Here is a 13923-nt window from a genome sequence, read left to right on the forward strand (position 1 = left end):
TTCCCACTCAATCCTTATTCCCACTCAATCGTCGCTGGTGGTTTTGAACTGACATCGTAGACCACGCGATTGATGCCACGCACGGAGTTGATAATGCGTGTTGAGATTCTCTGCAGAACATCGTAGGGGAACTGATACCAGTCCGCCGTCATGAAATCTTCGGTTCGAACGGCTCGAATGGCCGCGACATTCTCATAGGTCCGGTCGTCTCCCATAACACCCACCGACTGGACAGGCAGCAGTACGACGAATGCCTGCTGAATCTCACGATACAGCCCGGCTGTGTGCAATTCTTCAATCAGGATCGCGTCGGCTTCCCGAATGATATCCATGCGTTCTTTGGTCACCTCGCCGAGGCACCGAACGGACAGGCCGGGCCCTGGAAATGGATGTCGCCAAACCATCACCTCGGGCAATCCGAGTTCCAGTCCCATACGACGAACCTCATCCTTGAACAAATCGCGGAGGGGTTCAATGAGTTCGAAACCCAGTTCATCGGGCAGTCCGCCGACATTATGATGCGACTTGATCGTCGCCGCGGGGCCATCCGGATTCGCGCCCGATTCGATGACATCGGGGTACAGCGTTCCCTGTGCAAGGTACTTTGCATTGGGAATTGATTTGGCTTCATCCCGGAAGACTTCGATAAAGACGCGTCCGATGATTTTTCGTTTTTGCTGAGGATCTGTGACCCCGGCCAGCTCGGATAAGAACCGTTCACTGGCATCCACAACATGCAAATCGGTCTTGAAGTGCTTCAGAAACTGTTCTTCGACCTGTCGGCGTTCGTCTTTTCGCAGCATGCCGTTATCGACAAAGATGCAGGATAGCTGCTCGCCAATCGCTTCAGAAATCAGGGCGGCAACAACAGACGAATCGACGCCGCCGGACAAACCACAGATCACGCGGTCCGTTCCCACTGTCTCGCGGATCGACTGCTTTTGCTGTTCGATCAGTGAGGTGATTTTCCAGGACCCCCTGCAGCTGCAGATATTTCGAACAAAGTTACCCAGCAGTGTCGCGCCGTATTCGGTGTGCGTGACTTCCGGATGAAACTGCAGCCCGAATACGGGCAGAGACTTGTGCCGGACAGCAGCATTCGGACAGGTGCTTGTCGATGCAATGGGTTCGAATTCTCCCGTCAGCGTATCGACCTGATCTCCATGACTCATCCAGGCGACAAACGTCGGTGGGAGGCCTTCGAACAGTGTTGATTCCACCGTCTGTTCACACGGTGCGCGACCAAATTCGCGGGAATGAGCCGGCAGGATTTTCCCGCCAAGCGTTTGACACATGATCTGCATACCGTAGCAGATGCCAAGCACCGGAATCCCCAAAGTGAAAATTTCCGGATCGACCTTTGGCGAATTCTCTCCGTAAACGCTGGCCGGCCCTCCTGACAGGATCAAGCCCCGGGGATTCAGTTCCCTGATTCGTTCGGCCGACAAGTCATGCCGGACGATTTGACAAAACACGTTCTGATCGCGGACCCGGCGTGCAATCAACTGGGCTGTCTGAGACCCGAAGTCGAGCACCAGAACGACATCATCCTGAACAGCATGCGAATCAGAATCGGCCTGAACAGATTGTGAGTTCAACTGATTATTAGCCACGGCACTCATGTTCATCGCCTGGAAAATCATCGATCGAGGTCGACAAAGACTCCCTGCGGCAGACCTTAAGGAATGCGCGGCGGAGTGGAAAAACGGAGCAGCTTATCAGAAACGCGCCGAGACTCAATCGCGCGCAACCACCCTGTTCAGAGCGATGCTTAATTTGCGATGCCCGTACCGTGCCCGTCACAAATCCGCTTCGGCGCGAATCTTCCGAACTCCAAGCGGCGCCTTGAGTTGTTGGACGCAGAGGTGCTGATCCGTGAACGACCGCCGGCCCTGTTCTGAGCTCAGGGAAATTCTCAGACCCACGAAGTTTCGGTGATATTGTACCGTTCCAGCAGTCGGTACAGCTTGCGTCGGTGGATTCCCAGAACCCGGGCCGCTCTGGCTTTATTGCCGTGTTCACGACGCAGAATCTCGATGATATGCGTTCGCTCCAGGTCTTCCAGCTTGACCGACGTGCTCACCGGATCTGCAGCTGTGGAGCAGCCTGATGTACCCGCCGCAGCGGTTGCGTGAATCAAAGTCGACCCTGCCGGTGAGCCGGCCAATGTTTCATGATCGATGATTTCGGATGGCAAGTCATCGATGGTGATGAGGTTATTGTCCGCCAGGATCTGAGCTCTCTCTATCGCGTTGCGCAGTTGACGTACATTGCCAGGCCAGTGATAGGCCGTCAGCATTCGACGAGCCTCGTCCGTCATCTTCCATCCCTTTGCCAGCATATGGTCGATGAGTAAGTCGACATCTCCTTCACGTTTTCGAAGGGGTGGTAATTCGAGTGACATGACATTGATTCGATAATAGAGATCTTCTCGAAACCGACCGGCCGCGACTTCTTCCACCAGAGTTCGATTCGTCGCCGCCAGCACTCTGACATTCACCTTGCGTTCGCGCGTCGACCCAACACGACGGATCGAGCCGTCTTCCAGAGCACGCAGCAGCTTTGGCTGAAGACTGCCGGGCAGTTCGCCGATTTCGTCGATGAAAAGTGTGCCTCCGTCGGCCACTTCAAACATTCCCGGACGATCTTCGTTTGCACCAGTGAACGCACCTTTGCGATGCCCGAAAAGTTCACTTTCGACCAGCTGCTCCGGAAGTGCGGCACAGTTGATAGTGACAAATGGTCTTGAGGCACGTTGACTCTTCTGCTGGAGTGCTCTTGCGACCAGTTCTTTTCCGGTCCCGCTTTCGCCCTGTATCAGGACCGGCTTGTCCGTGGGCGCAACGCGTTCAATCAAACGGAAAATGTCCCGCATTCGCATCGATTCGCCGATGATGCAGACCGGCGGTTGTGATCGTTCGATGATGGCTTTCAGCTGCCGATTCTCTTTGTGAATCTGCCCACGCTGCCACGCCATCAGGCAGCGATGTTCAAGCTCGTCCATCGGAAAAGGTTTGGTGAGGTAATCGCACGCGCCAAGCTTCATCGCGTTCACAGCGCTTTCGATGCTTCCCTGGCCCGTGAGGATCAGTACTTCGGTTTCGAACTGGGATGCCTTCATCCGCTCAAGCAGTTCCAGGCCCGTCAGGCCAGGCATGTTCATATCCACAATGGCGACATCAAAAAGTTTTTGTTCGCACAGTTCCAGTGCCTCCTGCCCATTCGCGGCTGAGGAGACCCGATGCCCTTTTCGCGTCATCCAGCGCGAACACGTCTCGCGGAAATCGGGATCGTCCTCAACAACCAGCAGATTCATCACTTGTGATGTGGATTGAGGTGATGCAGCCATCACAAAATACTCCCACCAGACCTTCGCGGCGGATGTCGCGAGATCGATACAGTTTTCATCTCACCCGAGAAACACGAGTTTCGCTGTGAAATGCTCACCAGCTCGACGCGGTCTCACCCCATGTGTGCACAATGGCGCGCATTGTGCGGATTCGCCCGCCGAACACGATGCTGAATCGGAATGGAATTCGGATTTTGCAATATGGCCGGGAATTACGAGGCGACGCTGGAGCTACTGCGAACTCCGTTCCTAACCTCGTTGGCGGCGATCCGGCGGGGGAGAACCACGGAAATCACGGTGCCGCGATCCGAACCCGGGCGAGCGGAAATTTCTCCGCAGTGGGCGTCGATAATACGGCGAACGATGGCCATCCCGAGCCCCGTTCCTTTCTGCTTTGTTGTGAAGAACGGCTCAAAAATGTGCTGCGCTGCATCGCTCGTCAGCCCCGTACCATCGTCGATGAATTCGATCCGTATCGCTTCCTGCCCGTTTATCGAAACGGGGCAGCAATGAACCTGAATTGCCCCGTCACTGCCACAGGCATGGATGGCATTTTCGAGGATGTTGCGAAACACCTGCTCGATACGATGAACATCCACTTCGCAAACGGCGTCGTCGCATTCGACACTTTCCGTGAGTCTGATATCGAGAGAGGTACGAACGGCGGCGAGGTTCTCCCATTCCTTCCGCCAGATGTTACGCAGGTTGACTTCCCGAAATTCAAGATGAATGGGAGCTGCGTAGCTGCGAACTTCTTCATAAAGCCGATGAAGATCCTGTAGCGCATTTGTTGCCCGGCGTGAGAGATCCTGCAGATCTTCCTGTCCCTCAAGCTCAAGGCTCAGCATATCCAGACACGCCTGGGCACGCTGCAGAGCGTTCCGGCTTTCATGCGCAAGTCCGGTCACCATTTGACCAATCGCAGCCAGCCGCGCAGACTGGAGGAGTCGCGTTTGCGCCTGATCGAGTTCTGTCAGGTCCCTGATGATCCCGGAGAAAAATTGTTTGTCTCCAATGTGGAACTCGGTCACAGCAAGGTGGAGCGGGAACTGCGTTCCATCTTTTCGAACCCCGGATACACGTCGACCGACTCCGATGATGGCTGCCTGGCCGGTCTCGCGATACTTTCGCAAATACCCATCATGCTCAGCACTGTGGGGAGCGGGCATTAAGATTCGTACATTGGACCCGACAAGGGCTTCCATCGGGTATCCAAACATTCGGCAGGCCGCCGGATTCACGGATTCGATGACGCCGTCTTCCCGAATGGTGATGATGGCATCAACAGCCGTCTCCATGATGGCCGAGTATTTGGCGACCATCGAACGGTCACTATTGGCTTCGTCGATATTACTGAAACGGGCGGCTTCGTGAGGCATGATTCGGTTCTCGCATGTAAGCTTCATCACACACCACACAGTCTACGTCGTGTGCCATTCCATGTCGCCCTGAGTTCACGTGACTGCAGTCAGCACGATGTGCCTGTTCCGATTTTTAGTGAGCCCGCCTGCCACGACGAACAGAAATAAGACTGCAAATGTTGCCTTCGACGCGATGGTGAACCAAATCCGGATTCGGATGGCCTTTCGACGGCAGTGGCAACGAGTCCTCTGGTTAGGATTCTGATCTCAGCGAATCCCGGAGCCATGAATGGGAACCGCTGCGACCGAGAACGTCAAAGTTTGGGTCAGTACATCGCTCGATCAGATCAATCAAAGTCGAGCCATGAACTGGCAATCTGTTGAACACTGTCGATAGCATTCAATGGTTCAGGAATGGTCAAGACCCGGCGAACCACTCTGCTCCCGGAACAGGGATTTGAATTATGCGACATTTGACAGCTCGGAATTGCCGCAATCCCCAAAGGACTTTGGCCATTCTTTCCACTGCCGCTCATTTTCGAATGACCCTGCCAGCGATCGTGATCCTGCTTTCGGTTTCCGGCAAAACGATTGCGGATGAAGAGTCCTTCGAACGGCACGTCAGGCCGGTCCTGGTTGACACCTGTTTCCGTTGTCACGGAGGTGAACGCACCGCGGGCGACCTTCGAGTTGATTCGCGCGAAGCGCTCATACGCGGTGGCGACTCGGGGCCGGCATTCGTCGAATCTCCGGAGGCGGATCCAGCAACCCTCGTCAGGGACAGCCTGTTATTACAAGCGATCCGTCGGGAGCCCGACGTATCAGCAATGCCACCAGACCACGCTTTGAGCACAGAGCAGATCGAGGCCTTTGAAGACTGGGTTTCGAAAGGCGCCAGATGGCCTCAGAAACCCATGGAATTCAGCTCCAGGGCACATTGGTCGTTTGTTCCGGTTGCAAAGCCTTCGCTCCCCGAAGAAGCCAGTGATCCGTGGTGTCAGGGAGACATTGATGCGTTTGCACTGGAACAGATCCATTCGGAGTCACAGGAGCCCATGCCGGAAGCCGACCGACGAACTCTGATTCGCCGGATTGTCTATGACGTCACCGGCCTGCCTCCGACGGTTGAACGGGTGGAAAGCTTTGTGTCCGATCCGCGTCCCACTTCAGAATTACTCGCCCAGCTTGTCGACGAACTACTGGCTTCTCCGGCGTATGGCGAGCACTGGGGGCGGCATTGGTTCGACGTTGTTCGTTACGCGGACACCGCCGGAGAAAACAGCGACCATCCCCTGCCGCATGCCTGGAAGTATCGCAATTGGGTCATCAACGCCCTGAACAATGATTTGCCGTTCGATCAGTTTGTTCGCCGCCAGCTTGCCGGCGATATTATTGCCAGGCAGGCTGCCAGCCTTCCCGTGATTTCATCGGATGAATACGCCGACAACGTCATTGCCACTGGATATCTGGCTATTGCACGCCGCTTCGGCCACGACATCGACAAGGATATTCACCTGACGTATGAAGATGTGATCGATAATCTGGGCAAGAATTTCCTTGGACTGACGCTGGGCTGCTGTCGCTGTCATGATCACAAGTACGATCCTGTTTCGGCCGAAGACTACTACGCGCTTTATGGCGTCTTTGCCAGCACTCGATTTGCCTTCCCGGGATGTGAGCCACATCAGCAGCCGCGTGACCTTGTTCCACTCCTGCCGGAGACGATTGCACGGAATCGCATGGCAGAATGGGAATTGCTGAAATCACAAATGGAAACGGCATCCGCATCGCTGAATCAATCGGTAGAAAATCTGACCGTCTGTCTTACGCAATCACTCTCCAATTCGTCCACCGAAATCGCCAGCGGTGATCTTGCGGATGGCACAGCCGCGCCGCTCAGCCAGCAGCCAGTGATGCTTAAAATTGATCAGGGGCAGGCCATCCAGATATCCGTTTTCCCCAAAGGCAACTATGGTGCTGACAGCACACGGCTTTCTCTGACGATCACGCAAACAGATTCGGCCGATCCTCAGAAACAATGGAGCGTGGCGGATCTCATTGATGACCTGCTGATTGCCAATCCACACCCCGGCAATAAGTTGACAAAGCCCGAAGACGGCACCTGGGCGTTGCTGGATGCAACAGAGGGCATCAAACTGCTGCGTGCCCGACAACCCGCGATTGACGGTCACCCGGAACTACAGGCCTGGAACGAAAGTACTCCGTCTGTTTTTGTCAACAGGTCCGAAGTGCCTGTCTCTGTCTGGACCACATTGCCGCCGCGAACATTCTTCGTGCATCCGGGGCCCAATGGACCAGTCAGCATTGTTTGGCTTGCGCCCTGTGACGGGACTTTTCAACTGTCGGGAGAGATTGCCGATGCTCATCCGGGCGGCGATGGGGTGGCCTGGGCAATTCGGCATATTCAGGCCCCTGAATTTGCAAATCAGCTCAGAAGGCTTGGTCAGCACATGCAGCAGCTTGATGACGTGGCTGCAAAGCTGGAGCGAGATCGCCCGGTCATTCCTGTCGCGTACGCGGTCTCCGACGGAACACCAACAGATTCTCCCATACAACTGCGCGGCAATCCGGAAGAACCTGGCGATGTTGTCGGCAGGCGATTCCCCAGAATCCTCGGAGGCATGCCACTCAGTGATTCGGCAGGAAGCGGCCGACTGGATTTGGCCGACGCAATTGTCAGCAGGAACAATCCTCTGACCGCGCGGGTGTTTGTGAATCGAGTCTGGCAGAAGTATTTCGGCGCAGGCATCGTGAAGACTCCGAACGACTTTGGCACACGCGGCGCACCTCCTTCCAATCAGGCCCTTCTGGATTATCTGGCCAGTGACTTCATGGAAAACGATTGGCGCATCAAGCGGCTGCACCGACAGATACTGCTGAGCGCTGTTTATCGACAGGCGACGAGTTCTGCAGATCACGCTGCAGCTCTGGCAGGGCATGCACGGAGACGATTGTCCGCCGAAGAGCTCAGGGACACGCTTCTGTTTGTCAGCGCAGAGCTGGACCGATCGCCGGGGCAGCAACACCCGTTTCCACCAGAATCGAGCTGGGGGTTCACTCAACACACGCCGTTTGCTGCTGAATACGAATCCAGCAGGCGGAGCGTTTATCTGATGCAAAAACGCAATCGAAGGGATCGCTTCTTCGCGCTCTTTGATGGTGCAGATCCAAACGCCTCAACGCCTGTTCGCGATGTCACCACCGCTCCGACCCAGGCGCTGTATCTGATGAATGATCCCTTCGTGCACCGGTGTTCAGAAAAGATGGCAGAACGACTGCTCAAACAACATGGCAGCGAAACCGCGTGTTTGAAGGTTGCCAGTCTGCAGCTCTATGCCAAACCTCTGAGTCCTCACCACGAGTCCGCCTGGGATCAGATGATTCAGCAGTTTCCGGCCCAGACGGATTCTGAAGTCCTGTCCCGGCTTGCAACGTTCATCCGCATCATGCTGGTCAGCAACGAAATGATGTTCGTGCCATGATCAGTCGGCGGTTGCTGAGCACCAGATCAACTGACAATCTGGTCAATCACACGGCCGGCAACATCCGTTAAACGGAAGTCGCGCCCGGCGTAGCGATAAGTTAGTTTTTCGTGGTCGATGCCAAGAAGATGCAGCATCGTCGCATGCAGGTCATGAATATGAACGCGATCCTGAACCGCTCGGAAGCCGAATTCGTCGGTCGCTCCCCATGTCATTCCACCCTTGACACCGCCACCGGCCAGCCAGGTTGAGAATCCATGATGGTTGTGGTCACGGCCATCTCCATTTTCAGACGTCGGCGTGCGTCCAAATTCTCCGCTCCACAGAATCAGAGTTTCATCCAGCAGGCCTCGCTGCTTCAGATCTGTTAACAACGCCGCAATCGGCTGATCGATGTCAGCGCAGAGGTTTCTTGAACTGGCATTGTGGTTGTTGTGTGTGTCCCACGGCTGACCATTGCCGTAGTAAACCTGCACGAACCGGACACCACGCTCGGTCAAACGTCTTGCCAGCAGACAGCCATTGGCAAAGTGCCCGCTTCCATACGCCTCGCGCGTCGATTTCGTTTCCTGCTGGAGATCGAAAGCGTCGGTTGCCGCAAACTGCATGCGAAACGCGGTTTCCATTGCCTGAATACGTCCTTCAAGCTGGCTGTCAGGCCCCGTTCGCTCGAGCTGCAGGCGATTGAGTCGCGCCATCAGTTCAACCTGTCGCCTCTGCTGATCCTTTGTGGCGGATGGGTTTCGAAGAAAGGGGATTAACTGTTCAGGAACCGGGTTCTGATGATTGATGTACGTTCCCTGATGAGATCCCGGAAGGAAAGCACTCGTCCAGAGAATAGAGAATCGAACCGGCTTACCAGGACAAAGTACGACATACGCTGGCAGGTTGGCATTTTCGGAACCAAGTCCGTAGGACAACCAGGATCCCATGCTTGGACGTGTAGGAAGAATCGTCCCGTTGTTCATTAACAGCAACGCCGGGCCATGATTCGGGTTGTCGGTGTAGGTGGATCTCAGCACACAGATGTCGTCGATACATGCTGCCGTGTGTGGAAGCAGCTCACTGACCGGAACGCCACTTTCACCCGCTGGAAGAAAACGAAATGGCGATGGCAGGATTCCCGCCGTCTTTCGCTCTGTTCGTAAATCAGCACCGGATGGACGCTGCCCTTCGTAGTTTTTTAAGTGAGGTTTTGGGTCAAACGTGTCGCCCTGAAATGGTCCACCGTTCATGAACAAATGAATCACGCGGCGAGCTCGACCGGAAAAATGGGGAACGCGCGTTTCCGCAACCGCCTCACCGTGCAACGCCGCCAGCATCCCCAGCGCACCGGTGCCAGCACCCAATGCCTGAATCAGACTGCGGCGCGTCAGGATTTCAGAATGTGTTTTCGAATCCTGCATTCGCCTGCCTGTGTTGATCATGCATCGTCCATCGGTCCTTCCATTCATTCACCGTGTTCATCATCCGGCGAACAGAAAACGACGTCAAGCACTGCGTGAGGCTTATCAGGCATCCTGGAAACATTGGCCAGTCAACAACTGAAGATTGACAAGCGCAAAAAGAACTGCCTTCGGGGGAGAGATTGAGAGAGAGCCCCCGAGGCAGCTGAGAGTGTGATCCGTTCAAATGAGCAGGCAATTGTCCGGCTGCCGCCCATCTGGACTGCCAGATCAGATGGTTGTCTTGCCAGGTTTCTTCTTATCCTTCGAAGGATCTTTCTTTGAATTCTGCCGCTCGGCCTGTTCTTTGAGTCGTTCCTGCTGAGCTTTGGCCCTGGCAGCCGCCTGCTTTTCAGAGGCTTCGGCCTTTCGGTATGCAGCGTCCAGTTCTTTCAGGGACTTCTCTACAGGTTCCTGCGTGAATGAAGACCCCGCCGTGCATGCACCACAACCTTCCATCGCCGGGATCGTGTAACTTTGGTCCAGGCTTCGAATAGCGAACCCGACGTCTCGCAACTCTTCATTCACCGACGAAGCCACTGTACTCAGGCCCGCGGTTAGTCCAACAACAGCGACAGTGCCAACCACCACTGCCTCGGCGGACAGCAGTACGCCCGACTCATCACTCCAAAGTCTTCGAAATACTTGCATTCTCTCAGCTCTCCCATGCAATCAGACTGTAGGCCACCTGACGATTCCCGATGAAATCCAGCAGGGTGCGCCTGTAACGTTTGTGCCGATTGTGCCGATTCGTTTACATCTCGCTCAAGGTTAAAATGGGATGTTTACGCAAAATGGAAAGAATTCTTTGCGCGGTATGCTCGGTTCCGGTTCTGCGGTTCTTCCCGGGAAGCCTGACCTGAAGATGTGCCGAAACCGAATCGGATGGCGGAATGTGAGGCTTCTTCTGTCGGGCGTCGCTCCTCCGGTGCGGTCGTGCGTGGTTAGCGTCCTTCCGGAGATTTGGTCAGAATTCGTTCGAGCCTGACGAAGCTGCAAATAATCACGCCGGAATTGGCGGAATCATCCGCTACCATTCAGGTCTCAAGAACCGATACCAAGGCCCCAGGAACGAAGAACTGAGGAGCTGGACCATGAACTTCCTATCCCAATCGTGGCTGATCGACCGTCGGCATGCTCTGCGTGCCATGGGGACCTGCATCTCGCTGCCGTTTCTGGAATGCATGGTTCCGTTGGGTGCGGAGGAGCGGCAAACGGAAACGCCGCGGCGCAGTGCCTTTATCTATCTGGCCAACGGCGTTCATTCGCTGAATTATCAGATCACAACGCCGGGCAAGGACTATGAATTTTCTCGATCGCTCAAGCCACTGGAGAAGCACCGTCCATTCATTACCCCAGTCAGTGGGCTGCATCATCCTGGGAGCCTCGGGCATCACCACAACTGTATCGATATCTGGCTGACCGGCGCGAAGATCGGACCATCGGAACGCAACACAATTTCTGTCGATCAAAGAATGGCGGAAGTCACCGCTCAGCATACGCGGTATCCGTCGATGGAGATTGCCCTGACCCAGGGTTCACTTGCCTGGACCGCCGACGGCGTTCAGTTGCCGGCAATGCGTCGTTGCAGTGAAATCTTTGCTTCATTGTTCGAAGAACCCAAAGGCGGCATCGAAGCCCAGCGAAGAGTCCTGCGCCGCAAAGCGAGTGTGCTCGATGATAACCTGGCCGAAGTCCGTCGGCTCGAACAACAGATGGGATCGGCCGACAAAGGACGGCTCGACCAGTATCTCACTTCGGTACGTGAGGCGGAAATTCGGACGCGGCGAGCCGATGCGTGGCTCGACACTCCGTTGCCGCAGATCGCTGATGCCGACCGCAAACGCACCAATCGCGACATTCCAAAGACGCAGGCGGGTGACTATTTTCGTACGGTTTACGATCTGATCGTGCTGGCCTTTCAAACAGATGTCACACGCGTGGCCACATTCAGTCTGGGCGGTGAAGGAGATGCGTTCGCGATTCCGGAGATCGGCATCACGGAATCACGTCATCAGCTTAGTCACCACGGCGGCGATGCAGGCTACTATGGAGAAACTGACCAATTACGATACGTTTGCGATTGAACAGTTCAGTTACTTCCTCACGCGTCTTTCCGAAACCAAAGACTTGAACGGCCATCCGTTGCTCGGCACGACCATGGCGCTTTTTGGCAGTGGAATGTCGTACGGTCACAGTCACGGCAACGCCAACCTGCCACTGGTGCTCGCCGGTGGCACAGATCTCGGACTGAAACACGGCAGCCATGTCGACTTCAATCAGGGGCATTTCAGTGGATACCAGCTTGACAAGCCAGGAGAGCACTACGGGCTCTGCAGCCGCCCGGCGAATTCGGATGCACACATGAGCAACCTGTTACTGCTGATGGCCCAGCGGATGGGCGTCGAAGTCGACAAGTTCGGCGACAGCAACAGGTTGATCGAGGTCTGAGATCGCCACTTTGGAACACAATAGGTTCCGGATTTGTGTGGTCCATTGTAGGGGTTTGAATTGTTTAAACCGTGGCCAGGCCGCCTGCCACCTTAAAACCTGACTTATCGGCCGCGGGTTAAAATCAACGGGAAATGACTCTGCAACTGGTCCTGAATGAGTTTATTGGGGTACCTGTTTGAGAACGAACATCATGGACACATCCGTCCGTTGCGAGGGGACGCTCGCAGCCATTCGCTGTCGGCGATTTGCGACTCAATACGCAAGGCCAGAACCTGCTCCGGGAACTGACCGGCCGATGTCCGTCGGCGCGTTCTGCCTCGCCGCGCTTTGCCTCTGCATGATTCTGCCGGGAGTCACTGCTAATGCCGATGACGAACCCTTTCGTCCTACGCCGGGAACGTTTCCTCCTGTAGAGATGGCGCATTCGTATCGTGGCGAACTGATCTTTGTGGACCATGCCAACCGGCGCGGCAGCATTCGTGTTGTGGGATCAGGGATGTTCTTCCGCAACGATCCGCATCCTTTCGCTATGCTGCCTTACGGCATCGTTCGCTATCACGGCGCTCCCGCAGACTTGCGAGACATTCCATTGGGTACAGTGGTGCATGTGAAGGCGTTTCTTCCACCGGACCCCAAAATCTCTGCCGTGCCGGTGCTGCCGATTGACAGCGGCAGGAAGGACGCCAACCACAACCGTGGGGCGGGCATCTTCCCGGCCGAGAATCATGTGCTTCTGCTGGAAGACGAACCCAGCCATTGTTTGCGAGAAGGCAAGATCTGGAAGCTGAAGGAAGTGGAGATCAGGAACCATGCAGGGATGATCATCGCCAGCCGGCAATTGAAGAACGGTGACGATGGCCCTGCCACCGAAGAAAAGCTGACCTTCGACGCTGCCACCCGCATCTGGCGCGGCCGCGAATGTTTAAGCGTTGCGGACGTGGTCGAAGAAGGCATCTGGCCTGCCGATGGAAAGAAGGCTCTGGAAGCCCAGCCAGTGCTGCTTGGCATCACGTGGAAGCCGACACCGGATGGCGTGTTCACGCGCTTTCATATCTCGGACATCTGGCTGGACGAAACAGCGATGCAGCGGGCCGCGGGAAATCAGACAGAGACCCACAGGGCTTTCATTCGTAGCCGCTGGATGCCGGCATGGATTGATGCGGTGGAATACGGCAAGTTTGGTCGAGCTACCGTGACGGCGACATTGTTCGGTGGCATGGATGAATCGCTCTACGCCGATTTCAGGAAAGATGCTTCCGCAATGATGAACGCCGTGGAGAACACGCTGAAGCACACTCACGGCGCCTACGGTCCCGCGCACATGGCATCACGCGGAACGATTCTTGACGTTACAAAAGCAGACGCCGATGCGCCGCTGGGCAGCAGTGGTATTCAAATTCGATTCGAAACGGACCTCATCATCGAAGGTATCCGTCCGGGGCGCATTATTCGTGTTCGCCCCGGCGACTGGCCTCAGGTTCAGGTGCCTCGTGAGGAATATCTCGGCGACCATGGAAATATGGATGAACGCTTCCCATCGCCAGCCATCTTTCCGAAGTACTGATGACGTGGCGGGCGATTCGTGATCGTTACCGGTCGGCGAGGATCAATGTCGCCTGCGTCTGCCGTGTTCACAGCATTCGTTCCTGACTTCGGAGTCCAGACGGCCGAATCAGTTTCGGTCAATCACGCCCCACTTTTGTTCAGTCTCCGGAGGGTATACTGGCAAGTCGTGTTTCAGATTCTACACTTTCCGGCGTTCAGTGCGGTGATGTCTGTAAAGCAATGGTGCTGTTTGCGTCGCGATTTCG

9 protein-coding genes are annotated in these 13923 nt (G+C 55.5%); 4 read left to right on the forward strand and 5 right to left on the reverse strand.

The annotated features are described in order from the left end of the window. Window positions 1-14 precede the first annotated feature (14 nt). From guaA to R3C20_04335, 3 genes are all read right to left on the reverse strand, one after another. Window positions 15-1622, reverse strand: coding sequence for a glutamine-hydrolyzing GMP synthase (gene guaA, locus R3C20_04325; GenBank protein ID MEZ6039707.1), 1608 nt, complete (start codon window positions 1620-1622; stop codon window positions 15-17). Window positions 1623-1915: 293 nt separating this feature from the next. Then, complete coding sequence (locus tag R3C20_04330) at window positions 1916-3349, reverse strand: sigma-54 dependent transcriptional regulator (GenBank protein MEZ6039708.1); 1434 nt, start codon at window positions 3347-3349, stop codon at window positions 1916-1918. 212 nt (window positions 3350-3561) lie between these two features. Next, a complete protein-coding gene (locus tag R3C20_04335) occupies window positions 3562-4728 on the reverse strand; it encodes a PAS domain S-box protein (GenBank protein MEZ6039709.1) in 1167 nt (388 codons plus the stop codon). A gap of 446 nt (window positions 4729-5174) precedes the next feature. On the opposite strand from R3C20_04335, the gene R3C20_04340 reads away from it, so the two are divergent. Next, window positions 5175-8213 (forward strand): PSD1 and planctomycete cytochrome C domain-containing protein, encoded by a 3039-nt coding sequence (locus R3C20_04340; GenBank protein MEZ6039710.1) that lies wholly within the window; start codon window positions 5175-5177, stop codon window positions 8211-8213. A gap of 26 nt (window positions 8214-8239) precedes the next feature. Here R3C20_04340 and R3C20_04345 read toward each other — a convergent pair whose 3' ends face one another. Together R3C20_04345 and R3C20_04350 are read right to left on the reverse strand one after the other, a co-directional pair. After that, the gene (locus R3C20_04345; GenBank protein ID MEZ6039711.1) at window positions 8240-9619 is read right to left on the reverse strand and encodes a DUF1501 domain-containing protein; all 1380 of its coding nucleotides are present in this window, start codon (window positions 9617-9619) and stop codon (window positions 8240-8242) included. A 270-nt stretch (window positions 9620-9889) separates the two neighbouring features. Beyond that, window positions 9890-10309 (reverse strand): hypothetical protein, encoded by a 420-nt coding sequence (locus R3C20_04350; GenBank protein ID MEZ6039712.1) that lies wholly within the window; start codon window positions 10307-10309, stop codon window positions 9890-9892. Window positions 10310-10752: 443 nt separating this feature from the next. Between R3C20_04350 and R3C20_04355 the strand changes: the two genes are divergently transcribed. From R3C20_04355 to R3C20_04365, 3 genes are all read left to right on the forward strand, one after another. Beyond that, window positions 10753-11745 carry a DUF1552 domain-containing protein gene (locus R3C20_04355; GenBank protein MEZ6039713.1) on the forward strand — a complete coding sequence of 331 codons (993 nt, stop codon included), beginning with the start codon at window positions 10753-10755 and terminating at the stop codon, window positions 11743-11745. Then, on the forward strand, window positions 11708-12109 hold the full coding sequence (locus tag R3C20_04360; protein ID MEZ6039714.1) for a hypothetical protein: 402 nt from the start codon (window positions 11708-11710) through the stop codon (window positions 12107-12109). Before R3C20_04355 ends, R3C20_04360 begins: the two co-directional genes overlap by 38 nt. A gap of 193 nt (window positions 12110-12302) precedes the next feature. After that, window positions 12303-13676 (forward strand): hypothetical protein, encoded by a 1374-nt coding sequence (locus tag R3C20_04365; protein MEZ6039715.1) that lies wholly within the window; start codon window positions 12303-12305, stop codon window positions 13674-13676. Window positions 13677-13923: the final 247 nt, after the last annotated feature.

This window comes from Planctomycetaceae bacterium, assembly GCA_041398825.1.
In the GTDB taxonomy this organism is placed as follows: Bacteria; Planctomycetota; Planctomycetia; order Planctomycetales; family Planctomycetaceae; genus F1-80-MAGs062.

Excerpts from the sequence above, each read along its gene's own strand:
- R3C20_04365 (MEZ6039715.1), top strand. The coding sequence starts at position 12,303 with ATGGACACATCCGTCCGTTGCGAGGGGACGCTCGCAGCCATTCGCTGT.
- R3C20_04345 (MEZ6039711.1), bottom strand. The coding sequence starts at position 9,619 with ATGCAGGATTCGAAAACACATTCTGAAATCCTGACGCGCCGCAGTCTG.
- R3C20_04355 (MEZ6039713.1), top strand. The coding sequence starts at position 10,753 with ATGAACTTCCTATCCCAATCGTGGCTGATCGACCGTCGGCATGCTCTG.
- R3C20_04340 (MEZ6039710.1), top strand. The coding sequence starts at position 5,175 with ATGCGACATTTGACAGCTCGGAATTGCCGCAATCCCCAAAGGACTTTG.
- R3C20_04330 (MEZ6039708.1), bottom strand. The coding sequence starts at position 3,349 with ATGGCTGCATCACCTCAATCCACATCACAAGTGATGAATCTGCTGGTT.
- R3C20_04350 (MEZ6039712.1), bottom strand. The coding sequence starts at position 10,309 with ATGCAAGTATTTCGAAGACTTTGGAGTGATGAGTCGGGCGTACTGCTG.
- R3C20_04360 (MEZ6039714.1), top strand. The coding sequence starts at position 11,708 with ATGGAGAAACTGACCAATTACGATACGTTTGCGATTGAACAGTTCAGT.
- R3C20_04335 (MEZ6039709.1), bottom strand. The coding sequence starts at position 4,728 with ATGCCTCACGAAGCCGCCCGTTTCAGTAATATCGACGAAGCCAATAGT.
- guaA (MEZ6039707.1), bottom strand. The coding sequence starts at position 1,622 with ATGAGTGCCGTGGCTAATAATCAGTTGAACTCACAATCTGTTCAGGCC.